The following is a 22,150-nucleotide window of genomic DNA, read 5'->3' on the forward strand; positions in this document are numbered from 1 at the left end:
ATGGAATCACCATGCCGCACTCTGTCCGACTTGCACTGCGCAAAAATGACCGCCGTCGCAGGCGCGATTCATTCTGTTACAGGCTCTTAGGGAGGCCGACACAGGGTGCGCTGTGCGCACGCGACTCTTCTCCGGAGTCGCCGGTTTGCGCGACTAGAGGCGCGCGCCCAGTCGCGCGCATATCGGCCTGATCGGCACGCTTGTCCGTGCCGGCAAGATTGGGTGGCAGGTTGATCCGGCGCCGGGACGCGTTTGTGTTTGCGTCTACCGAGTGCGCATGAAAAAGGCGGGGCCGAAGCCCCGCCTTTTTGTGAAGTGCCGTGGATCATCCGTGCTTTTATCCCTTGGCCCACTCGGTGGCCATGACCTTGGCGAAGTCGCGGTAGCCACGGGGTGCACGGCCGAGCAGGGTGGTGAGACGTGCGATGTCGGCGGGCGTGGCGATGGCGCCATCGGTCTGGTAGCGGCCGAACATGAGGCGCAGGTCGTAAGCGAGCCAGCCAGGCGAGAAGGCTTTCAGGCGCTGTTCCAGCGCATCCAGGTCGTTGCCGGCGTAGTTGATCGGGCGGCCCAGGGCTTCGCTCCAGATGGCGGCGGCGGATTCGGCGCTGACCACGTCGGTGCCGACGAGGGCGTAGGTTTCGCGCGGCAGCGGGGCATTGGCTTGCTCGCGGCGCAGCAGTTCGCGGGCGGCGGCTTCGCCGATGTCGCGGATGTCGACCATGGAGAGGCCTTTGGAGCCGATGGGCATGCCGTAGACGCCGTGCTGGAGCAGCGCGTCTTTCTGGCGGCTGTCGTTCTGGATGAAGTAGGCGGCTTGCAGCACCGTGGCTGGCATTTCGTACTGCTCGATCATGCGCTCCACCGTGTGCTTGCCGGTGAAGTGGGGCACGTTGGTGTATTCGGCGGACTTGAACACGGACAGGTAGACGATGCCTTTGACGCCGGCTTCACGGGCGAGGTTGAGGGTTTGCAGGGCCTGGGTCAGTTCGTCGGAGGCGTTGGACACCAGCAGGAACAGGGTGCTGACGCCGGCCAGGGCCTGGCGGGTGGATTCGAGGTCGGAGAGGTCGCCCTTGACGGCGGTGACGCCGGCGGGGAAACGGGCTTTCTCGGGCGAGCGGGTGAGGGCCCGCACTTCGACGCCTTTGCCCTGCAGATGGGCCAGGACCTGGGAACCGATGACGCCGGTGCTGCCGGTGATGAGGATGGACATGGTGGATCTCCTTGAAGGGGTGAAGCGTTGATGAGTGGAACCGCTACGGGACGAACGATAGACGTTCCATTAAGGCTGCATAAGTAGGAGAATCGGAACACTTCGTCTCATGAATGGAACGATCTATGGGAAGCGCGATGGAGGGCTCAATGGACTTGGCGGCCCTGGCGGATTTCAACCTGGTGGCGGTTCACGGCGGCTTCGGGCGCGCCAACCGGGCGGTGGGGCGGCCGAAGGCGACGCTGTCGCGCCGCGTGGCGGAGCTGGAGCAGGGGCTGGGCGTGCGGCTGATCGAGCGCGGTGGGCGCGTGCTGCGGCTGACCGAGGAAGGGCGGACGCTGCATGAGCGCACCGCGGGGCTGATGGCGGAGCTGGCGGAGGCCGGGGAAGCGGTGGCTTCGCGCGCGCCGATTCCGCGCGGGCGGCTGCGGGTGAGTGCGCCGGTGGTATTCGCGCATGTGGCGCTGGCGCGGATCGGGGCGCGCTTCGCGCTGGCCTATCCGCAGGTGGAGCTGGAGATCGTGGCGGATGACCGGGTGATCGATCCGGTGGAAGAGGGGTATGACCTGGTGATCCGCATCAATCCGGCGGAGGACGCCCGGCTGGTGGGGCGGCGCCTGCTCCAGGACGAGCGGCTGCTGGTGGCGGCGCCTGGGGTGGCGCGGCCCGCGCTTGCGCGCAAGCTCGGCGCCGAGGTGCCGGTGCGGGCGGTGATGCCGGCGGCGGCGTCCGCGGGGACGCTGTGGCGGATGCGTGGCAAGGGTGGCGCCAGGGTGCTAAGGCCCGAGGCGATCCTGAAGCTGTCTTCGCTGCTGATGGTGCGCGAGGCGGTACTGGCGGGTGTGGGAGCGGCGCTGTTGCCGAAGCTGCTGGTGGCGGAGGATGTGGCGGCGGGGCGCCTGGCTTGCTGGGGGACCGAGGATGGCGCGGCGGTGGAGATCTGGGCGCTTTACGGTTCGCGGCGGCTGCTCAGTGCGAAGGTCAGGGCGTTTCTCGATGCGCTGATCGAGGCGTTTGCGGAGGGAGGCGCCATTCCCGGGCCCTGAACTGGTGCCGCGACGCACGGCATTGGCGGTGCGCGCAGCGGCTTGACGCGGATCGGTGCGGGGTGCGGGCGGGTAAATTTTTGTTACGGCTGGAGCCGTCCCGTGCGGCTCGGGATGAACCGGATGCGGGGTTCGCGGCACTCACGGCGAAGGCCGGCCTCGCTGCGCCGGCCGTGTGATCGGGTCGGGTGCGTCGCAGCGTGTTTTCGGTTGCCGAAGCGGTGGAGTATGGCGCCGGGTGCGTCCGCGTTTGGGCCAGGTATTTTGCTATGTTGTGGCGATGGGGTGCGACGCGCGATGCGGGTGCGTCATGGCCCATTCAGGGCGCCGGCATTTTGCATGGCGGCGCAGGATTTCCGATCAATGCTGCATGCTCGATTACCCATCCATCAACGCATCCAAGGAAAGAAACGATGTGCGAACACGACGATTTCGATGAGTTTGCGCGGCGCTCCGGCAAGCTGACGCGGCGGCAGTTCGGCGCCATGGCGCTGGGCGCCGGATTGACGGTGATGCTGCCGCGGCTGGCGAACGCCGCCGAGACCAAGGGCGCGGCGGTCGAGGTCAAGACGCCGGATGGCGTGGCCGACGCCTATTTCGTGCATCCGGCCAAGGGCAAGCATCCGGGGGTGCTGATCTGGCCGGATATCTTCGGGCTGCGCCCGGCGTTCACGGAGATGGCGACGCGGCTGGCTGAATCCGGTTATGCGGTGCTGGTGGTCAACCCGTTCTACCGCACGAAGAAGGCGCCGACGGCGCCGGAGCATGCGGACTTCAACGATCCCGCCACGCGGCAGTCGCTGATGACGCTGGCCGGCACCCTCAATCCGGAGACGACGACGACCGATGCCAAGGCCTTCGTCGCGTTCCTGGACGAGCAGGCCGCGGTGGACAAGAAAAAGAAAATCGGTACCACCGGGTATTGCATGGGCGGACCGATGGTGATGCGCACCGCCGCGACCTTGCCCTCGCGCATCGGCGCCGCCGCGACTTTCCATGGCGGCGGCCTGGTCACCGACAAGCCGGACAGTCCGCACCTGCTGATTCCGCAGATGAAGGCGCACTTCCTCATCGCGATCGCCGAAAACGACGACGGCAAGCAGCCGGCGGCCAAGGACACGTTGCGCGATGCCTTCGCCCAGGCCAAGTTGCCGGCGGAGATCGAGGTGTATGCGGGGACCATGCATGGCTGGTGCCCGACCGATTCCCAGGTCTACAACCATGACCAGGCGGAGAAGGCCTGGGGGCGCTTGCTGGCGTTGTTTGGCAGTTCGCTGGCTTAGGCGGGACGACGCGTCTGGGGTGGAGTTCCAGTGAACGGAGTTCGGTGGGCGTAGTGCAGCGTGGCTAATGGGGTGGGCGATCATCCGGCGCAATGCGCTTCGCCCCTCGATACACGTTGCTTCGCAACGCACTCGGGACAGGCTTATTGCGCTCTTAGGTTCTGGCGCAGGGCCACGACCAGGGAAATGGCGGCGATGACGATGGCGCTGGTGCCGACGACCATGTCGAGCCAGCGCCAGCTTGTGCGCTTTGGGGTGATGTCGAGAGGGTCCATGGGGTTGCCCGGGCCGGTTTTCAGTAAACGGAATGGGGATAGCGTAGCGCATTGCGGCGCATGGATCGGGGATGGCTGGAACGGCTATGCTTTGCGGACGGCCGCAGCCGCGGCCATCGCCTGAATATTCCCAACACAGAAAATCATGAAAAAGTCCTTCGCCGAACGAATTGCCCTGATGAATGCGATGTACAAGCTGGCCTCGAACGAGGCGCCGGCGATTCCGGCGGACGTGGCCGACCGGCTCAGGAAGTTCAAGGCGACGCTGGCGGACGAGGTGGATGAGATCGACGAGATCGTGGCGCAGGCGGAGGCGGGGGCGGCGCCGATCGAGATCGCGGTGGCGCTGGCCGACCTGCTGGGTGATGTGATCGTGTATTGCCGCTCCGAGGCCCTGAAGTACGGGCTGCCGCTGGAGGCGGTACTGGACATCATCATGGACAGCAACGAGAGCAAGCTGGGCGCCGACGGGCAGCCGATCTACGACGGCAACGGCAAGTTCCTGAAGGGGCCGAACTACTGGAAGCCGGAGCCGAAGATCAGGGGGTTGCTGGAGGGGATGGGGAAGGTTTAGAGGGCGGCGGCGTTTGTTCCATTCGGCACGCACAGTCTCATGCCGGCACCCGGCTTTTAGCAGCCATGTCTGTACATTTCAGGGGGTAGGGAGTGTCAAGAAATAACGTCTTAATGCAGGTGGCGATAGGGACCTTCATCTTGTTATTGGCTGGCTGCGGCACGCAACAGATGTACGAAGGGCCGGAGCAATCCGCTGAGAATATTTCTACTGTACACCTGTCATCTGGTCGGGGCCCTGGTTTGGTCGTTACCAGCATCGATGGAAATGAAACACATTGGCTCCGTCCAGATCCAGGTGACGCTACATTGTTGCCAGGGGATCACACTTTTGAGTTTGGTCCCAATGGCTACTATCTTACGGATACGCCGCCTGCGCATAAGCCAGTTCGATTCCTCTATGTCGTTTCTGTAACGACGAAGGCCGGGAACTGGTATCGCCCCATGCTGAAGAGTGGGGCAGAGAGCGGTTCACTGAGCTTCACAAAATCCGTTGGTTGCATCGTAGGAGCCGAAAACAAGCTTAAAGATGGGGATGAAATTGGATGTGATGACCATATGAAGATCGTCGACATCAAGTAGAGAGTTTCACAGTGTCCACGGTCATTGCTTGCAATGACCAGTTTCGCTTACGGTCTGGTGGTGATTCGTCAATGCACGGTAGCTTCCAGCCGAGCGGGCACAAGCGTTTCGTTCAAGACATGGACCTCTCCTGAGGCGGACACTGTGGCCACTCCACCGAGGATCGCCACATGACACAGCCTGCATTCACTCCCGCCCTGGGGTGCTTCGGGGCCGGGTGGCTTTACGATGCGGTGGTGGCCCTTACGGGCGAGCGTGGGTGGCGACGGGCGGCGTGCCGGGAGCTGGCGGCGGAGCCGGGGGATGTGGTGGTGGACGTGGGGTGCGGCTCGGGCAGCCAGTCGCTGATGGTGTACGCGCTGCAACCGCAGGCGCGCATTGTCGGAGTGGATCCGGATGTGCGCATGCTTGCGCTGGCGCGGCGCAAGGCGGAGAAGGTGTCGGCGCCGGTGGAGTTTCGCAGCGGGATGGGTGATGCGCTGGCCGCGGTGTTGCCGGATGTGCGTGCCGACAAGGTGATTTCCAGCCTGGTGTTGCACCAGTGTCCGCTGCCGATGAAGCGGGCGATTCTGGCTTCGATGCATGAGGTTCTGAAACCCGGCGGCCGGCTGGTGATTGCTGACTTTGGCCGGCAGCGTAGCTGGTTGATGCGTGCGGCTTTCCTGATTGTGCAGATGGCCGATGGCTTCGCGGACACGCAGCCCAATGCTGATGGGGTGCTGCCGGGCCTGATGCGGCAGGCCGGGTTCGGCAATGTGCGGGAGGCGCAGGTCATTCCCACGCTGGTGGGGGCCGTTACGGTTTACGTGGCAGAGAAGGTCTGAGCGCGCAGCACGGGTAGTAGCTGCGACGGCGGCACACCGAACATCTCGCGCATCTGGCGGCTGAAATGGGCCTGGTCGGCGAAGCCGGCGGCGAGCGCCGCATCGGCCAGGCTTTCACCCGTGGTCATCAACTGGACGGCCACGCCGAAGCGCTGCCAGATGCGCCAGCGGGCGAGTGGCATACCCAGCTGCTCTTGCGCCAGTGCGCGCAGGCGCTGTGGCGACAGGCCGGCCTTGTGTGCCAGTGCGGGAATGGGCTGCGCGTCGCCCGGCGCCGCAAGCGCATCCATCACCTGCTGCAGGCGCGCATCGATGCTCGGGGAGGCAGTCGAACTCAGGGTGTGGATGTGGTCTTCGTGCAAGTCCCGCACTTGGGGCATGGCTGCAATGCCGTTGGCGCAGGCGTCGCGCAACAGGTCGGCGAAGCGGCAGTGCGGCTCTATGTAGTAGGTGCGCAGGCGCGCGATGGGCTGGAGCTGGTGGCGCAGGAAGGGCGGCACTACCAGCACGGGCGCTTTATGCAGCCGGGTACCGTCGTGGATTGCCGCATTGCCTTCCAGTGCGATGGCGACCTGGAATGCGGCATGGCGATGCGGCGTGTTGTCGCCTGATGGGCCTTCGAACAGCGCATAACCTTTGCCGATAAGGAACCTGGCTGGTTGCGATGCGTTGACGGTGTTGTTGCTCGTCATAGCGCTGGAGTTTGACTCGTCGGGGCGTCAGTGACCAGGCGACTTTAACCAAACGCCTTCCGCCCTTGGGACTGCACTATGGCTTGGGCTTTGTTTTTACGATCAGTTCTTCATTCGGCGCAATGCACTTCGCCCCTCGATACACGTTGCTTCGCAACGCACTCGGGACAGGCTTATTGCGCCCTGCGAAGCCGGGCCATTCGAATTCGATCGGCGAATTGACGGGAGACGGTTTCGGGATCTGCTTGTCCGCAGATGGCCGAGACCACGGCCAGGCCGGATGCGCCGGCTTCCAGGACTGCGTCCACGTGTTCCAGTTTCAGGCCGCCGATGGCGACGGTGGGGACCGGGGGGATGGAGACGAGGTGGCGCAAGCCGGACACGCCCAGGGGGCGGTCGTGGTCGGGCTTGGTGGCTGTGCCGAATACGGGGCCGATGCCGGCGTAGTCGACGATGCGGGGATCGATGCCGGTGGCATGGCTTTCCTGGCTGCAGGAGACGCCGAGGATCATCTGGCTGCCGATGCGCTGCCGTGCGGTGGCGGCGTCGATATCCTGTTGGCCGATGTGCAGGCCGTCGGCTTGCACTTCGACCGCGGCTTCCAGGTCATCGTTGATGATCAGGGTGGCGGCGGTGCCGCTCAGTGCGGCCTTCAGGGCGCGGCCCAGTTCGATGCGGTGCGCGGTGGTGGCGTGCTTGTGGCGCAGCTGCACCATGGTGACGCCGCCGGCCACGGCGGCGCGGGCGGTTTCGACCATGGTCATGTCGCGGCACAGGTCCGGGTCCAGGACGAGGTAGAGCGAGAGGTCGAAGGTTTTCACGCGCGTGCCAGCCTTTGGCGGCCTGTCAGGGATTGCGGGGTCAGCGCGGCAAGAGCGTCCAGGAAGCGCCAGGAGAACGAGCCGGGGCCTTCGGCTTGCACGGCGGCCTGTTCACCGGCGACGGCGAAGCAGGCCAGTGCCGCGATCGCCGCGTCGAGCGGGGAGGCCGGGGCCACCGCGGCGAAGGCGCCGACCAGGCCGGTGAGGGCGCAGCCCATGGCGGTGACCATCGGCATGTAGTGCGAGCCGCCGGAAATCCGCACGGACTGGTGTCCGTCGGTGACGAAGTCCGCTTCGCCGGTGACGGCGACGACCGTCGCATGCTTTCTGGCCACATTCACGGCCGCGCCCGCCGCGAGCTCGACGCTGTCCCGGGCGTCGACTCCGGAAGCGGTACTGGTGCCGCCGTCGAGGGCGATGATCTCGGAGGCGTTGCCGCGGATGACGGTGGGTTTCAGCGCGAGCAGTCTTGCGATCGCGTTGCGGCGATAGGAGGTGGCGTGATGGGCCACGGGGTCCAGGACCCAGGGCTTGTTGGCCGCCCGGGCGGCGTCCGCGGCCAGTTCCATTCCGGTCAGCCAGTGGTCGGAAAGGGTGCCGATGTTGATGGTCAGGGCGCCGGAGATGCCGGCGAATTCGGCCGTCTCTTTCTCGGAATGCACCATGGCGGGGGAGGCCCCGGCGGCGAGCAGGACGTTGGCGGCGAAGTTCATGGCGACGTAGTTGGTGATGCAGTGCACCAGGGGTGATTGCGCGCGTACGCGTTCGAGCAGGGCGCCGGGCGGGAGGGTCCCTGCGGTCGGATTGGCGGTGCTCTTGTCCATGAAGTCGGATCCAGGCGGTGGGCGGGGCGCGATATTGTATGGCGACGCCTGGCCCGGCGGTTTCATCGGGTGGGCAAATTCCCGGAGGGGCGGGATGGGTGAACGCCTGTGCCGACGCGCAAGGTGTTGCCACAGGTGTTTGAGATGATTCAGGATGGCGGGGTGTGCGTGGCGCGCTCCACCCGGCTGTCGGCCGGTGCCTTCGGCGCAATATTCCGGTATTGGCGATACAGGGTGAGATGGGCCGCCAATGCAAGCGCGCTATTGAGCAGCAGGGCGTGTCTCATGCCGAACACGCCGATCGACAGGCCGGTCAACAGGCCGCCCAATGCCATGCCTCCACGCATGGCCAGCATGTACAAACTCACGGTTTGTCCTCTCAGGCCCGGCGCTGAAGCGGTCATGATGACCGTATTGGCGCAAGTGTTGCTGACATTCATCGCCGCACCCGCCAGGCCGAGCAGGACTGGAAGACTCCAGAACCATGGAGTGGTGGCGGAGAGCGCCACGATCGCACCGTAGGCGAGAGCGAACGCCGAGCTCAGGCGTTGCCGGTCTTGCCGCTCGCCTACGGACAGCAGGCCCGCCGCACCCACTAATCCGCCGATGCCGAAAGCACTGACGGCCGCGCTGAACTGGCCCGCGCTTCCATGAAAGGTGCCCTTCACCAGAATCGGGATGAAAGTCACCAGCGGGCCGCAGAAAAAGCTGGTCGCCAGAACGGTTGCCAATGCTTGACGCAGGCGTCTGTCGTGCATGATTTCATTGACGCCGGCGGCGACGCCATGCAGGTTCAGCGAGGTGCCCGATGCGCGGCTGGCGTCGCTACGCGGCAGGATCCAGAGAGCGATCAGGATGAAAGGAAGATAGGAGACGGCACTGGCAACAAAGCAACCCATGACGCCCGTCGCGGTAATCAGAACGCCGGCCAGGGCCGGCCCCAGGATGCGCGACAGATTGAACTGGGTTGAGTTGAGGGCCAGCCCCGAAGCGATCTGTTCGCTTTTGACGATTGACGGAACGATGGATTGGAACGAGGGCATCGAAAGCGCATCGGTGATGCCGACAATGAGGGACATGCAGATCACGATCCACGGCCGAACGGCGCCGGTCAGGAGCAGGACGACCAGCAGCGTCGGGCACAGCATCTGGATGGACTGGAATACGGCAATGACGCGGCGGCGGTCGGCGCGGTCGGCCAGTACGCCACCCGTCAGCGTAAAGGCCCAGACCGGTGCATCCATTGCAAATGCATCGAGTCCGATGAGAAACGGGGAGGCCCCCAGGCTCAGCAGCAGCCAGGGCTGGGCCACCTGCTGGGCCCAGGTGCCGATATTCGAAAGAAGGCTGGCGAACCAGAAGGTGCCGAATCGCCGTGTGCGGAGAAGCGCCAGCGATTTGCGTAATGTCAGGAAGGTCTGAGCAAGATTTGCTTCGGGCGACATCTTCGGGTTTCGTTGTGAGGCGCTTTCCGGCCGGCTCGCTGCGGCAAAAGCAGATTAAACAGCATCCAAAATACAGTGGATGCCTGCCTTGACCCAAGTCAAGGCTTGCCGCGGCGCGGGATCAAAACCGCTCTTGACCCATATCAATGTGCGGCATTCGTGGCGGCCGGAAAATTATCGAAAAGCCGACGTTCGCTGAACGCAGGCGTATCGATTCCGGTGCCCATTGCCATGAATACCAAAGTTATCGGCGTCCTATTCCTGATTTGCAGCGTTGCGTGCGCTGCCGACACCGGGTATGTCGACGACGCGTCGCGCGGGGCCCCCTACGATTTCCGCGGGCTCGCCCTGGGAATGACCTTGTCGCAATTCAAGCACGCCAAGGCTCCGATTGCCGGCGCAGGCGCCAAGCTTGTCTGTGAGACGCCGCTCAATGCCGACGAAGCGGCCCGGCATCTGATTCGCTGTGCCTGGACGGAAAGCGGCCCCGATGGACGGATTCGGAAAAGCCCCCTCGTACTGGGCGATGTCTTGACCAGGAATTACGCATTCATCTTTTCCGCATCCGGCGGCAAACGCGAAATGCGTCTTCGGGAGATCGATATCGTCGGCCCTGTGGATGCGCGCGGACGGATATTCCGACGCCTGATGGATCGCTTTGGCGAGCCCTGCCAGCCTTATGTCGACGACAACAACATGGTTGCAATCTGGAGCAACGCGGTCAGCCGGATTGTGCTTCGTTCGTCGGTAGTCGACGGCAAGGTCCGAGTGAGATTCACCCTGAGAACCGGATCCGCGCCGGACTGTTCCGTCTAGCGTTTATAGGGTCGATGTGCGCCCCGCGGCAAGGCCGGCGGGCAGCGGAATGACCTGGATCAATGAGGCGCACCGGCCGCAGGCCCAGACTATAGTCATCAGCCGCGGGTTCGTCGAGCGGCTTGGTTCATCCAGCATTTTCCAGGAGTTTCATCATGTCACTCGCCCATGCCGTCCTGCGGATCGATCATCAACATGCGGAGATCGTGGAGTTCGACGCGGAACGTGCCGCGCGCCACGATTTTGGTCCGCACAGCCACTACACCCGCCAGCACCACAGCGATGTGCGGGCCGAGCATGAGTTCTTCGGCATGGTGTGCGATGCCCTTGGCGCCTACCCGCAGGTGGTGGTCACCGGTCCGCATACCGGCCTTTCGGCATTCCGCCACTATGTGAAAAAGCATCGTCCGCACCTGGAAAAACAGCTTACCGGCTGGGAGGTCGTGGACCATCCGAGCGAGGCGCAGCTGGTGGCCTTTGCGCGCCAATATCTCTCTTCGCACGAGAGAATGGCTACTCCCGCCGTCTGAGTGGCGGCGGCCGCTCTGGTCCGATTGGCGAAGACCCATTGCGGGGATGGTCCGTCATCCTGAGTGCTTGTTGCCCTGATGCCCAATCCGGAGATGCAGCGTGGATCTTAAAGAGGCAATCTATACGCGGCGCGCCGTCCGCGACTATACGGCGGAATCGGTTGACGAGGCGACGATTCGCCTGCTCATCGACGCGGCGGTGCAGGCGCCCAGCGCGGTCAACCAGCAACCGTGGGCATTTTGCGTGGTGCGCGACAAGAAGGTGCTTGGCAGCATATCGCGCCAGGCCAAGGCGCACATGCTCAGCACCACCCCGGCGGCGTTGCTGTCGCATCACTTTCAGGAGATTCTGAACGATCCTGGATTCGATATTTTCTACAACGCGCCTGTCTTGATCCTGATTTCGAGTGCTGTCGAGAATGCGTGGGCCGTGGAGAACTGTGCGCTGGCCGCCCAGAACCTGATGCTGACGGCACGTTCCGCGGGGTTGGGAACCTGCTGGATCGGGTTTGCCGAGGGATGGCTGCGTACGCCGGAGGGCAAGGCGCTGCTCGGTCTTCCGGGAAGCCATGTGCCGGTCGCTCCGATCATCGTCGGGCATCCCAGGGGTGAGCCGCCTGCCGTTCCCAGAAAGGCGCCGGACATCAGTTTCATATGAACCACCTCATTGGATGACGCAAGCTGCCGCCGAGCGGCATGCGGCATGCGGCATGCGGCATGCGGCACGGGTGCGGTCCTGTGCGCGTGAACATTTCCTTGCGGCCGACGCACGCTAGATACGCTTGGTCTGTTCAATCCGCTGTACGTTCGGGCCTGTCGCAGCGGAAAGTTGATCCATGTCATAGCGACCGGCGGATGGCCGGGAGAAAGTGAAACAAAGTCTATAGCGAGAGTGCCGATGAAAGTCTCCGATGCGATGACGCGCAAGGTAAACACGATACGGACGGATGCGTCGGTGCTGGATGCGCTGCACCTTATGCTGGACGCGAAGTTCAGCGGTTTGCCGGTGGTCGATTCGACCGGAACCTTGGTCGGCATGATTACCGAAGGCGACTTTTTGAGGCGCTCGGAGCTGGATACGGAGCGCAAGCACGCCAGATGGCTTACCTTCCTGCTCAGCCCGGGACGCCTGGCACGCGAATACGCGCTCAGTCACGCCCGCAAGGTCGGGGAGGTCATGACGAGCGGGGTGGTGACGATCGACGAGAATGCGCCGCTGGCCGATGCGGTAGCCTTGATGGAAGAGCGTCATATCAAGCGCCTGCCGGTGATCGCCAATGGCGTTCTCACGGGTATTCTGAGCCGCTCCGATTTGCTGAAGGCTTATCTGGGTGCGGCCCCGAGGGATACGGCCGCCGAAACCTCCGACGCAGAACTGCTGCAGCGCGTCCAGGCGGAACTGGATCGCCAGAGTTGGGTGCCGCATGCCCTGATTACCCTGAAGGTGAGCAATGGGGTTGTCGACATCGAAGGCATCGTTACCGACGAGCGCACGCGCGAGGCGCTGAATGTGCTGGTGGAGAATCAGGCGGGCGTCGTACGCGTACGGGATCACCTGACGACGATCGAGCCCAATAGCGGCATTGTCGTCCGGGAAGCGGCCGAATAGCGCGATTCGATTGCCTTCGCCGGCAAGCGCTTTCGGGGCGAATTCGTCGATAGCCAATGCGGTGGCAAGGCCGCTGTTCCGCCTTACGGTTGTTTCGTGACCTCTGCAAAGTGCCACAGTACACCTGACGGATCGATGACGTAGGCCACGGTGAGGCCCCATGGCTCGACGCGAGGCGCCGCGGGCGGCGGCACGCCGAATCGATGGGCCAGGTCCAGGGAATCGAGGTGTTGCCACCACGCCTGGGCATCGTTGACGAGGACATGCATCATCGTGTTTTCGGCCCACTCCCTGACGTAGTAGCCCTGGAGCAGGAAAGCGTGCGTGCCGAGGCTGAGTTCGGAGAGAGTGTCGCCGAGCGGGTAGGTATCGAAACCAATGGCCTGATAGAAGCGCAGGCTGATTTCGAATTCCTTCGCTGGAAGGAAGGGGCGAAACGCGCGAATGCCTGGAATGAGATGGGTGGCGGAGTTCATGGTTGGCTCCCTTTGCTAGCCCGTAGCATGAGGATCGCTGGATTCGGCTGCCAGTGTTAATCGACTGACACCCGAGTCTGCTGGAATGGTACGAATCCACAGTGTTACGCGGGTAATTCGACGCGCACTCTCAGGCCCCCTTCGTTGCGGTTGGCGAGGGTGACGTTGCCGCCGTGGCCGTGGACGATGGTGCGGACCAAGGCCAGGCCGAGGCCGGCGCCGCCGGTTTCGCGGTTGCGGGAGGATTCCAGGCGGTAGAAGGGGGTGAAGACGCGTTCGTGCTGGTCGGGGGGGATGCCGGGGCCCTGGTCTTCGACGAGGACCAGTACCTTGCCGGTTTCCTTGAGGACTTCGACGTGGGCGGAGCCGCCGTATTTGAGGGCGTTGTCGACGAGGTTGGTGATGGCGCGGCGCAGGGCTTGCGGGCGGCATTCGAGGTCGATGCGTTCGGCGACGCTGCAGCTGATGACGGCGCGGGTGTCGGCGGCGTCCTGGCAGATGCTTTCGATGAGGGCGCGCAGATCCACCAGGGCGCGGGCTTCGCGGTTGAAGTCTTCGCGGGCGAAGGTGAGGGTGGATTCGATCATGGCGATCATCTCGGCCAGGTCGCCGAGCATCTTGCGCTTTTCCCAGGGGTCTTCGATGAATTCGGCGCGCAGAGTCATGCGGGTGAGCGGGGTGCGCAGGTCGTGCGACATGGCGGCGAGCATCTGGGTGCGGTCGCGGACGAAGCGTTGCAGTCGCTCCTGCATCTCGTTGAAGGCGCGGGTGGCGACGCGCAGTTCGTAGGGGCCGCGCTCGGGCAGGGGCGGGGTGTCGGTGCCCTTGCCGAGGCGCTCGGCGGCGCTGGCGAAGGCGGCGATGGGGGCGGCGAGGCGCCGCGCGGTCCACAGGGAGAGCAGCCAGACGAGGAAGGCGGCGAGGGCGACGCGTTCGGCGAAGGTGCGGTAGGGGAAGCCGCCGAGGGAGTCGGGGTCGGGGACGGTGAAGCGCAGCCATTGGCCGTCGGTCAGGGGCACCTGGATCAGCACCGGGGCGGTGGTGCCGGGCGCGGTGGTGACAGTGACCTGACGGGGGGCGTCGTGGTCGCCGATGCGCCGGCGCAGGATCCAGGCGGTGAAGCCGCCCTGGGGCGTGCCGCCGGCGGCGTAGCTGTCGGCGAGTGCGGCGCTGAAGGTGTTGTCGCGCAGGGCGCCGATGAAGGCGGCGCGCTCGGGACGTGGGGTGGCGTCGGCGATTTCGCTGATGCTGCCGATGTGGTGGCCGAGGCTGGTGCCGGGGTCGTCGTCGTGGTTGTCGTAGAGGCGCAGCACGGCGAAGCTGACGGTGAGTATCACCACCAGGCCCAGCATGGAGCGGCGGATGCGGGAGGCGATGGTGTCGTGGCGGATCATGCTTCGTCCGCGATGACGGTGACGGGGGCGGAGAAGACGTAGCCGCCGCCGCGCACGGTCTTGATGAAGAGCGGCTCTTTCGGATCGGCTTCGATCTTGCGGCGCAGGCGGCTGATCTGGACGTCGATGCTGCGGTCGAAGGGGGTGGGGATGCGACCGCGGGCGAGGTCGATCAGGGTGTCGCGGCTGAGGATGCGGTGGGGGCGTTCGAGCAGGATCAGCAGCAGGTCGAATTCACCGGCGGGCAGGGAAACCAGGGCGTTGCGCGGGGAGTAGAGTTCGCGCCGGCCGACGTCGAGGCGCCAGCCGGCGAATTCCAGGCTGCGCTGGCGGTCGCCGCTGCTCTGGCCTTCGAGCTCGCTGGCGCGGCGCAGGACGGCGCGCACGCGGGCCAGCAGCTCGTGCGGAACGAAGGGCTTGGGCAGGTAGTCGTCGGCGCCGAGCTCCAGGCCGATGATGCGCTCGGTGGGCTCGGCCAGGGCGGTGAGCATGATGATGGGCAGGGCGCTGCGCGCGCGCAGGCGCTTGCACAGGCTGAGGCCGTCTTCGCCGGGGAGCATCAGGTCGAGGATGACGAGGTTGACGCGGGTTTCGGCCAGGGTCTGCATCATGGCCTTGCCATTGTGCGCGATGGAAACGCGGAAGCCCTGGCGGGCCAGGAATTCGGACAGCAGGACGCAGATTTCCGTGTCGTCGTCGACGATCAGCAGGTGGGGCGGAGCCGTTTCCATAGGCATCAGTATGGTAGGGAGAGACGCAATCGGGAACGGCCTTTTGTAACCGAATGTTGCGGATTGGGGCCAGAGATACATAACGCAACACTCCGGGGACGTTCGGACACGCATTCGCCGGCTGCGTCGCGGATACTCGGGGCCTTCATTCCCGATCTTCGCAGGTGGCACGTGATTTCAACCATTTCCGTTGGTGGTACTCGCCCGTTTCGTCCGGCCTGGGCGGCGCTGGGCTTGGCGGCGGCTTGCGCCGCATGGCCGGCCGCGGCGCAGGAGCAGAGCCAGGTGCAGCTGGAGCAGGCCGGCGGCGGGCGCGCCGATGGCTGGAGCGTGATGCTCGGCGGCGGCGGGGTGTTGCGGCCGAAGTACGACGGCGCGGATGCGTATGCGTTGCGGGCGTTCCCGGCGATCTCGGTGTCCTACGACAAGGGGCTGTTCTTCGCCGGGCCGGCGGGGATCGGGGTGACGGCGCTGGACTGGCATGGGCTGCGCGCCGGGCCGGTGCTGGGTTTCCAGTACGGGCGCAAGGAGGATGACGATATCCACCTGAAGGGGCTGGGGGATATCCAGCCGAGCCTGACGGCGGGGCTGTTCGCCAGCTACGCGATGGGGGCGTTCAGCCTGCGCGGGACGGTGCGGCAGGCGCTGACGCACCAGGCCAATGGCCTGTACGGCAATGTGTCGCTGAACTGGGCGCATCCGCTGATTCCGGGGCGGCTGTTGTTCACCGCGAGCGTGCAGACGGCGTTCGCCAGCGGCTCTTACGACCGCACGTACTTTGGGGTATCGCCGGAGCAGTCGCTGCAATCCGGGCTGCCGGCGTATACGCCGGGCGGCGGCATCAAGGATGTGGGCTTCAATGCGTCTCTGGATTACCGGCTGTCGCGGCATTGGGGTTTGCGCGGATTTGCCGGGGTGACGCAGTTGCTGGGTGACGACGGGAACAGCCCGGTGGTGCTGAACAAGACGCAGGGACTGGTGGGGTTGGGGGTGGGCTACCGGTTCTGAAGATTCGCCGCGGCCGAATAAGGAAAGGGCGGCTTACGCGTTTGCGCAAGCCGCCCTTTTTGTTACTGGATTTCGCTCAGTAGCCGGGGGCCGGGTAGTAGGCGGGGGGCGGCGGCGCGTAGTACACCGGCGGGGGCGGGGCGTAATACACGGTAGGGGGCGGGGCGTAGTAGACCGGGGGCGGGCCGTAGTAGGCACCGCTGCCGAGGACGGCCGCTGCACCCAGACCGATGCCGACGGCAAGGGGCCAGCCGCCATACCAGCTGCCGCCGCGGTAGCCGCCACCGCCGTGATAATAGCCGCCACCACCGTGGTAATAGCCGCCGCCGCCATGATATCCGCCGCCGTGGTAACCACCACCACCGCCACCGTGATAGCCACCGCCGCCGTGGGCGGAGGAGACATTCGGCAGTGCCAGGCCGAGGGCAAGCATGGTAGAGACGATTATGGTTTTCATGACGGACTCCAAACTTGCCAGGGGATAGGGACCTGGGCAGGTTTGTTTGTTATACACCTTGCGGCTGTATGGAAACTGAATGGAAAACGGGTGGGGTTTGGGGCGGCTTGGGAGCGGCGGTGGGGGCGGGTTTGGGGCGGGCGATGGGCGCGGATTTGGGGCATGGGCGCGTTCCGCGGCGCGCGGGAGGTGGGTCGTGGAACTGACCTGAGGGGATTGATTGGCTCTCACCTGAGACCGTCACTCGTGAAAACTGGATTCGCGCGTGCTCGGGAATGGCGCTGGAGGATGGTTCCGTGTACGGCCCCCTCCCTCGATACAAATCGCTTCGCGATTCATTCGGGACATTCGGAAAAGTACACCCGCTTCGCGGGTACTCGGAGCGAACGGGGGTGGTGTTGCTCTGGGGGAAGCGGCCCTTGTGGGCGCTGGATCAGCTTGCCACCATTTCTTGCCGGCACTGACAACGTTGTTGATCTGCCTGACTAGCCGGCTTTGGCCCAGATCTGCCGCTCATTCCCGGAGATTACGTTGCAGATGTGGGGTTCAGTCCTCGGTCCGGGCGCCTTCGGGGGCGTAGTGACCCGGGAGATGATGAAAATCATGCTCGAATCGAGATTCGAACTCTTTTTGTCGGAGTATCCGCCTGATGGCGGCTGACGGCGCCAATCCGGATGGTCGCGAAGGTCTGCTATCAGAGGGGGGGCGCAGTGGAAAGACGGTGCGTTTACCAACTAGCGAACGTTTCCGGCATCGAGGTGTTCGATGAAGATTGGCGCGGCCTCAAATCCAATAACGCGGGCATCGTCTTTCTCCCGTCCCTGCGCATCGAAGAACAGGACACTTGGAGGACCAAAAAGGCCAAAGCGCTTCAGCAATGCGCGTTGTTCCTCGGTGTTGGCGGTGACGTCCGCCTGAAGCAGCACTGCGTGTTCCAGCCGCTGCCTCACCAGCGGATCGGCAAAAGTGCTGTGTTCCATTTCCTTGCACGATACGCACCAGTCGGCGTAGAAGTCCAGCACTACTGGGCGCCCACCAGCCGTGCGCAATGCCTCGTCCAAAGCGGACGTGCTGCTTATCGGAGCGAAGCGCATAGCGGAGGCCGGCGTAGCCAGTGTCTGTTGAGCGGCGGCATGCGCAACCAGCGGTTGCAACGGCTGCCACACGCTGTCAGCACCGGCCAGTGCTCCGGCTACTTCCGCCACCGCCATGCAGGCCAGTATCCACCCACCTGCTTTTCCAGCAACGCGGCCAATGCCGGCTTGGCGGTCCAGGCCGCTAAAGGCACCCAGCAGCCCGGCGGCAAGCGCCAGCAGTGCGGCCAGCAGCAGCATGGCCGCCGCTGGGGGAAGCACCGGCGACACCAGCCACCAAGCCACGCCCAGCAGCACCACGCCGAATGTTGTTTTCACTGACAACATCCAGGCGCCGGCTCGCGGCAGCAGTGCGCCGGCGGACAGCCCCACCAAGAGCAGCGGCACGCTCATGCCGGCTGCCAGGGAGAACAGTGCAAGCCCGCCGATGACCACGTCGCGGGTCTGGCTGATGTAGACCAGCGCCCCTGCCAGAGGCGCCGCGACGCAAGGGCCGACGATCAGGGCCGACACGCCCCCCATGAGGAACACGCCAACACCGTTGCCGCCCTTGAAGCGACCGGAGGCGAGTGTCAGGCGGGTCTGCAAGGCGCTCGGCAATTGCAGTTCGTACAGACCGAACATGGAAAGGGCCAGCCCCACCATCAATAGCCCGAAACTGCCTAGCACCCATGGATTCTGCAGCGAGGCGGCCAAGCCCTCGCCGAGCAAGCCGGCGATGATGCCGAATATGGTGTACACCAGCGCCATGCCCAGCGCATAGCTCAGTGCCAGCGTGAAGCCCTTGCGGCGCCCGACGTTGACGCCATGGCCAACGATGATCGACGACAGGATCGGCACCATCGGGAGCACGCAGGGGGTGAACGAGAGCAGCAGGCCGGCAACCAGGAACACCGAGGCGATGCTAAGCAGATGCCCGGAGCGCAAAGCATTCTGTACGCGGGAACCGCTGCGGGGCTCGTCGGGATTTGTCGTCCCCTGAGCTGAAGCGCCGCCCATAGCGGCCTGGTCTGCGATGGCAATGGACGTAACCTGACCGAGCGGACCAAGATGCAGTTGTATTACGCGCGTCTGCGGCGGATAGCACAGTCCGGCATCGGCACACCCTTGGTAGCCGACGCGGAGCAGCGCAGTGTGGTCGGCTGGAGTCTTCGAAGCCAGAGCAACCCTCAGGGCAAGTTGCCCGCGATAGACCTCGACATCGCGGCCAAAGCTATCGTCATGCACCATCTCGCCGTCTGGCATGCTGGTGGGCACCAGATGCAAGTCCGGCGGCAGCAGTTCCAACGAGAGCCTCTCGCGGTACAGGTGGTACCCGGGCGCTACATCGAACTTCAGTTCCAGGACGCCATCGCCGCTGGGTGCCGCGGCAAGGACGAAGGCCTTGTCCACATCGAGGAAATCCTCCGCCCAGGCTACCGTGGCAGCCAGGGCCAGCACACCACAAAGGGCTGTCAAAGCGCTCTTCAACCATGATTCTTCCATTCTTGCCTCCTGCGTCGGGTGCAAATGCCCGGTATCGATACGAAAATCACAGACCTTGATGCAGCACCTCGCCCGCGGCGTCGACCGCCAGGAAGGCCACTTTCTGGCTGCGCAGAAAATCGGCCGCGTCGGTTCGCAGCAACATGGCAATGGTGCTGAGAGCACCCGCCGCAAGGCACAGCGGCGCCGCCACGCTGACCGACCTCCAATACTCCACCGGCCAGCCGCTGCGCGGGTCGAGTATGTGGCAGTAGCGGCGGCCGTCGACCTCCATGTAGCGCTCGTAGTCACCGCTGGTGGCGAGCGCGCCGCCGCCCAGCGCTACCCCGGCGATGGTGCCTTCGGGCTGGCGCGGATGCTGGATGCCGAGCTGCCAGGACGCGCCGCCGGGCCGCGGTCCAATGATGCGGATGTCACCGCCGAGATTGACCAGGCCGTGGCGGATTCCTGCATCGAACAGCAGCATCGCGGCGCGGTCGGCGGCGTATTCCTTGCCGAAGCCGCCGAAATCCAGCTCCATGCCCGGCCGGCGCAGCTCGACGGCGCGCTGTGGGGCTGTGGCACTGGCCTCGCCCCAGCGCACCAGGTGCCAGCCCACAAGCGGCAGCAGGGCGTCGAGTTGCGCCTGCTCGGGTAGCCGCCCGGAGCGGAAGTTCCAGGCGCGGCGCAGCACGCCGCTGGTGATGTCGAACAAGCCGCCGCTCTGCCGATACAGGCTGGAGGCGAAGTCGAGCAGCCCGGCCGTCTCCTCGTCCACTTCCATGGCCTGGCCGCTGCCGGCGGCGGCATTGATCCGCGATACCACGCTGTCGACCCGATAGCGCGAGTACTTGACTTCGATGCGCCGCACTTCGGCGACGGCGGCATCGATCGCGCGGCGCGCCACGTCTTCGTCCACGCCGGCCACGCGAATCTCGGCCTTGCAGGCCATCACCGCGAATTCCGCCAGCGTATCACCGCCGTCGCCGTTCACAAACTGGTCTCCACGCAGCCTCACCCCCTCCCGGGGGCCGCCGCGAGCGGCGGCCCCCACCGGCGACGTGCGGCCGCCTTCAAAAGCGGTAGGACAATCCAAATTCGAAAGCAACATAACGGAAAGGAACCAGGCCCGGCGATCCCTGTCCGAACAAGCGCCAGGCGGCGCGCTCTTCGTGATAGTCGCCTTTCAGGTTGGTGGACCAGTGCGGCGAAATGATCCAGTCGACGCGTCCGCCGGCGGTGATGCCGCCGAACGCCGAGACACGCTGGTCCAGTGAGGAGTAGCTCCCCGGCGGAATGTTCGGAAAGCGGTTCTGATCGCCGTTGGGCGGATCGATGTAAAAGCTGGCCGCGCTCTGCGTGTAGTAGCTCAGCGAGGGCGAGACGCTGAATGACTCGCCCAGCGGCTGCACCCATTCGAGCTGGATGGTATGCGCGTGCACCTGGTTGCTGTCGCGATAGTAACGATAATTGGTGCGCAGGGTCGAGCCCCAGTCCTCGAACTGGTGATTCCAGCGCAGTACGGCGGTGCCCTGGTCGTGCTTGCCCGGCCGGTTGTCGAACAGCTTGTAGGGATCGTCGTAATAGCCATTGCCGATGCTGTAGCCAAGCTGCAATTGCACCAGGTCGAACGGATCCAGCGCCTGCGTCACGCCGGCCAGGAACTCGCGGGTGTGCTTGTGCGCGTCGACCACGATGTGGTTGACCGGATTGATGGTGTCGATCGAGGCGCCGGCGCCGAAATTGAACGTGGTGTTGTTGTCCTCGGTGGAGAAGCTCGCGTCGGCGGCGAACGCGTTCGACTCGTAGTCGTCCTCCTTGGAATGGCTTGCCGAAAAGCTGAACTGGCTGCGCGAGCGGTAGTAGGTGACCTTCGCGTCCTCGGCGATGCGCCGGTCGAACATGTGCGAGGCGCCGGATACCGAGGTGTAGTAGCGCGGCGACGCGCCGGACACGACGTCGAGCACGGCCGACCCCGCCAGCGACCAGTTGGCGCCGATCGGCGTCATCAGATACAGCGAGGGTGCATCGACGTGGATGCGCTGCAGGCCACTTTGCGAGTCCTGGTAGTGCAGTTGCTTGTAGGCGATGGTGGCGTGTTCCGGCGCCGAGTCGGCATACACCGCCGGCGCGCCGAGACCGGGCAAGGCCAGCGCCGCCAGAAGCACGCCGCCGACCTTGCCCCGCTCCGGCGGCGTCGCCTCCGGCGTTGCGGCCCCGGAATCGCGCGGATCAGTTGCAGCCACAGCCGCCTCCGTCGACACCGTAGCCGCCGGACGCGGCGGCCTTGCTCGCGGCGATATGCTGGTCGAAGCGCTCCCCCAGGGGATCGCGCCCCATGTTCATGGCGGGCTTGGCCAGCTCGCCTTTCTCCCAGGGTTTGGGCGGATGTACGCAGGCGCTGCAGAGCACCGCGACGGACGCGCACAGTATCATCCTCGCCGAGATCCTCACGGCTTGGCCTCCGGGTGTACGCCCAATGCGGCTTCGATGCTGGCTTCGAGTTCCTTGCGGTCGCCGTCATGGAAACTCTGGTGCACCATCAGCACCTTGCCGTCGGATCCGATCAGAAACGAAGTCGGCATGCCCTTGACCTGATACAGGCCGGGCGTCTGCCCCTTCGGATCGAACGCCACGGTGAACTGCGCCGGCACCTGCGCCAGGAAACCTTCGGCGTCGCTTTGCTTGGCGTCGACGTTCACCGCCAGCACGCGCAGGCCGCGCCCCGCGTACTTGGCCTGGATCTCGTTCATCCACGGAAAACTCTGCCGGCAGGGGCTGCACCATGAGGCCCAGAAATCCAGATACACCAGATGTCCGGCGAACTCGGCCAGGCTGGTGCTGCCGCCGCCCTGGCTGGGCAGGCTGAACGGCGGGGCCGGCTGGTCGGGACCGAGCGCCATGGCGGACAAGCTGGCCAGCATGGTGGCGACGAACGCCAGCAGCAGGGGTTTCGATTGCGGTGACTTCATGAAAGGCTCCTGGGTTGC

25 protein-coding genes are annotated in these 22,150 nt (G+C 64.9%); 10 read left to right on the plus strand and 15 right to left on the minus strand.

Features of this window, described 5'->3' with window-relative positions:
• Positions 1 to 337: 337 nt before the first annotated feature.
• Positions 338 to 1,216, minus strand: coding sequence for an NmrA/HSCARG family protein (locus BP26_RS0118095; RefSeq protein WP_029921973.1), 879 nt, complete (start codon positions 1,214 to 1,216; stop codon positions 338 to 340).
• Between the two features lie 149 nt (positions 1,217 to 1,365).
• On the opposite strand from BP26_RS0118095, the gene BP26_RS0118100 reads away from it, so the two are divergent.
• Together BP26_RS0118100 and BP26_RS0118105 are read left to right on the plus strand one after the other, a co-directional pair.
• A complete protein-coding gene (locus BP26_RS0118100) occupies positions 1,366 to 2,262 on the plus strand; it encodes a LysR family transcriptional regulator (protein ID WP_029921974.1) in 897 nt (298 codons plus the stop codon).
• A gap of 413 nt (positions 2,263 to 2,675) precedes the next feature.
• A complete protein-coding gene (locus tag BP26_RS0118105) occupies positions 2,676 to 3,545 on the plus strand; it encodes a dienelactone hydrolase family protein (protein WP_029921975.1) in 870 nt (289 codons plus the stop codon).
• A gap of 143 nt (positions 3,546 to 3,688) precedes the next feature.
• On the opposite strand, the gene BP26_RS30920 is transcribed toward BP26_RS0118105, so the two are convergent.
• Positions 3,689 to 3,820: a hypothetical protein gene (locus BP26_RS30920; protein WP_281172775.1), complete on the minus strand. Its 132-nt coding sequence runs from the start codon at positions 3,818 to 3,820 to the stop codon at positions 3,689 to 3,691.
• Between the two features lie 145 nt (positions 3,821 to 3,965).
• Here BP26_RS30920 and BP26_RS0118115 point away from each other — a divergent pair, with 145 nt between their 5' ends.
• The 3 genes from BP26_RS0118115 to BP26_RS0118120 all read left to right on the plus strand — a co-directional run bounded on the left by BP26_RS0118115 (position 3,966) and on the right by BP26_RS0118120 (position 5,799).
• Positions 3,966 to 4,394, plus strand: coding sequence for a nucleoside triphosphate pyrophosphohydrolase family protein (locus tag BP26_RS0118115; protein ID WP_029921976.1), 429 nt, complete (start codon positions 3,966 to 3,968; stop codon positions 4,392 to 4,394).
• Positions 4,395 to 4,486: 92 nt separating this feature from the next.
• Complete coding sequence (locus BP26_RS29635) at positions 4,487 to 4,975, plus strand: hypothetical protein (protein ID WP_157572603.1); 489 nt, start codon at positions 4,487 to 4,489, stop codon at positions 4,973 to 4,975.
• Between the two features lie 170 nt (positions 4,976 to 5,145).
• Positions 5,146 to 5,799 carry a class I SAM-dependent methyltransferase gene (locus tag BP26_RS0118120; protein ID WP_029921977.1) on the plus strand — a complete coding sequence of 218 codons (654 nt, stop codon included), beginning with the start codon at positions 5,146 to 5,148 and terminating at the stop codon, positions 5,797 to 5,799.
• On the opposite strand, the gene BP26_RS0118125 is transcribed toward BP26_RS0118120, so the two are convergent.
• The 4 genes from BP26_RS0118125 to BP26_RS0118140 all read right to left on the minus strand — a co-directional run bounded on the left by BP26_RS0118125 (position 5,778) and on the right by BP26_RS0118140 (position 9,581).
• Complete coding sequence (locus BP26_RS0118125) at positions 5,778 to 6,491, minus strand: helix-turn-helix domain-containing protein (RefSeq protein ID WP_029921978.1); 714 nt, start codon at positions 6,489 to 6,491, stop codon at positions 5,778 to 5,780. The genes BP26_RS0118120 and BP26_RS0118125 overlap by 22 nt on opposite strands.
• A gap of 173 nt (positions 6,492 to 6,664) precedes the next feature.
• Positions 6,665 to 7,312 (minus strand): thiamine phosphate synthase, encoded by a 648-nt coding sequence (gene thiE / locus BP26_RS0118130; RefSeq protein WP_029921979.1) that lies wholly within the window; start codon positions 7,310 to 7,312, stop codon positions 6,665 to 6,667.
• Positions 7,309 to 8,136 (minus strand): hydroxyethylthiazole kinase, encoded by an 828-nt coding sequence (gene thiM, locus BP26_RS0118135; RefSeq protein ID WP_051749139.1) that lies wholly within the window; start codon positions 8,134 to 8,136, stop codon positions 7,309 to 7,311. The genes thiE and thiM overlap by 4 nt, the downstream gene beginning before the upstream one ends.
• Positions 8,137 to 8,285: 149 nt before the next feature.
• Positions 8,286 to 9,581 carry an MFS transporter gene (locus BP26_RS0118140; protein ID WP_051749140.1) on the minus strand — a complete coding sequence of 432 codons (1,296 nt, stop codon included), beginning with the start codon at positions 9,579 to 9,581 and terminating at the stop codon, positions 8,286 to 8,288.
• 231 nt (positions 9,582 to 9,812) lie between these two features.
• Between BP26_RS0118140 and BP26_RS0118145 the strand changes: the two genes are divergently transcribed.
• The 4 genes from BP26_RS0118145 (at position 9,813) to BP26_RS0118160 (ending at position 12,536) form a co-directional block, all read left to right on the plus strand.
• Entirely contained in the window at positions 9,813 to 10,397 is a 585-nt protein-coding gene (locus tag BP26_RS0118145; protein ID WP_029921982.1) for a hypothetical protein, read from the plus strand.
• A gap of 155 nt (positions 10,398 to 10,552) precedes the next feature.
• Positions 10,553 to 10,927, plus strand: coding sequence for a hypothetical protein (locus BP26_RS0118150; protein ID WP_029921983.1), 375 nt, complete (start codon positions 10,553 to 10,555; stop codon positions 10,925 to 10,927).
• Positions 10,928 to 11,027: 100 nt separating this feature from the next.
• Complete coding sequence (locus BP26_RS0118155) at positions 11,028 to 11,585, plus strand: nitroreductase family protein (protein ID WP_029921984.1); 558 nt, start codon at positions 11,028 to 11,030, stop codon at positions 11,583 to 11,585.
• A 240-nt stretch (positions 11,586 to 11,825) separates the two neighbouring features.
• Positions 11,826 to 12,536: a CBS domain-containing protein gene (locus tag BP26_RS0118160; RefSeq protein ID WP_029921985.1), complete on the plus strand. Its 711-nt coding sequence runs from the start codon at positions 11,826 to 11,828 to the stop codon at positions 12,534 to 12,536.
• An 83-nt stretch (positions 12,537 to 12,619) separates the two neighbouring features.
• On the opposite strand, the gene BP26_RS0118165 is transcribed toward BP26_RS0118160, so the two are convergent.
• From BP26_RS0118165 to BP26_RS0118175, 3 genes are all read right to left on the minus strand, one after another.
• On the minus strand, positions 12,620 to 13,012 hold the full coding sequence (locus BP26_RS0118165) for a VOC family protein (protein WP_051749141.1): 393 nt from the start codon (positions 13,010 to 13,012) through the stop codon (positions 12,620 to 12,622).
• Between the two features lie 104 nt (positions 13,013 to 13,116).
• Complete coding sequence (locus BP26_RS28770) at positions 13,117 to 14,406, minus strand: ATP-binding protein (protein WP_157572604.1); 1,290 nt, start codon at positions 14,404 to 14,406, stop codon at positions 13,117 to 13,119.
• Positions 14,403 to 15,137, minus strand: a complete 735-nt coding sequence (locus BP26_RS0118175) for a response regulator (protein ID WP_029921988.1) — start codon at positions 15,135 to 15,137, stop codon at positions 14,403 to 14,405. Before BP26_RS0118175 ends, BP26_RS28770 begins: the two co-directional genes overlap by 4 nt.
• 171 nt (positions 15,138 to 15,308) lie before the next feature.
• Between BP26_RS0118175 and BP26_RS0118180 the strand changes: the two genes are divergently transcribed.
• On the plus strand, positions 15,309 to 16,145 hold the full coding sequence (locus BP26_RS0118180; protein ID WP_157572605.1) for a MipA/OmpV family protein: 837 nt from the start codon (positions 15,309 to 15,311) through the stop codon (positions 16,143 to 16,145).
• Between the two features lie 76 nt (positions 16,146 to 16,221).
• Here the strand turns inward: BP26_RS0118180 and BP26_RS0118185 are convergent, their stop codons facing one another.
• The 6 genes from BP26_RS0118185 to BP26_RS0118215 all read right to left on the minus strand — a co-directional run bounded on the left by BP26_RS0118185 (position 16,222) and on the right by BP26_RS0118215 (position 22,132).
• Positions 16,222 to 16,602: a hypothetical protein gene (locus BP26_RS0118185; protein ID WP_029921990.1), complete on the minus strand. Its 381-nt coding sequence runs from the start codon at positions 16,600 to 16,602 to the stop codon at positions 16,222 to 16,224.
• 734 nt (positions 16,603 to 17,336) lie between these two features.
• Positions 17,337 to 19,181 (minus strand): protein-disulfide reductase DsbD, encoded by a 1,845-nt coding sequence (dsbD, locus tag BP26_RS0118195; RefSeq protein WP_036517329.1) that lies wholly within the window; start codon positions 19,179 to 19,181, stop codon positions 17,337 to 17,339.
• 46 nt (positions 19,182 to 19,227) lie between these two features.
• Positions 19,228 to 20,154, minus strand: coding sequence for an FAD:protein FMN transferase (locus tag BP26_RS0118200; protein WP_245611840.1), 927 nt, complete (start codon positions 20,152 to 20,154; stop codon positions 19,228 to 19,230).
• Between the two features lie 79 nt (positions 20,155 to 20,233).
• On the minus strand, positions 20,234 to 21,406 hold the full coding sequence (locus tag BP26_RS0118205; RefSeq protein ID WP_051749143.1) for a DUF3570 domain-containing protein: 1,173 nt from the start codon (positions 21,404 to 21,406) through the stop codon (positions 20,234 to 20,236).
• The gene (locus BP26_RS0118210) at positions 21,393 to 21,596 is read right to left on the minus strand and encodes a DUF4266 domain-containing protein (protein ID WP_051749144.1); all 204 of its coding nucleotides are present in this window, start codon (positions 21,594 to 21,596) and stop codon (positions 21,393 to 21,395) included. Before BP26_RS0118210 ends, BP26_RS0118205 begins: the two co-directional genes overlap by 14 nt.
• Positions 21,597 to 21,610: 14 nt before the next feature.
• On the minus strand, positions 21,611 to 22,132 hold the full coding sequence (locus BP26_RS0118215) for a TlpA family protein disulfide reductase (RefSeq protein ID WP_029921995.1): 522 nt from the start codon (positions 22,130 to 22,132) through the stop codon (positions 21,611 to 21,613).
• Positions 22,133 to 22,150: the final 18 nt, after the last annotated feature.

The organism is Nevskia soli DSM 19509, from assembly GCF_000711955.1.
Lineage (GTDB): Bacteria > Pseudomonadota > Gammaproteobacteria > Nevskiales > Nevskiaceae > Nevskia > Nevskia soli.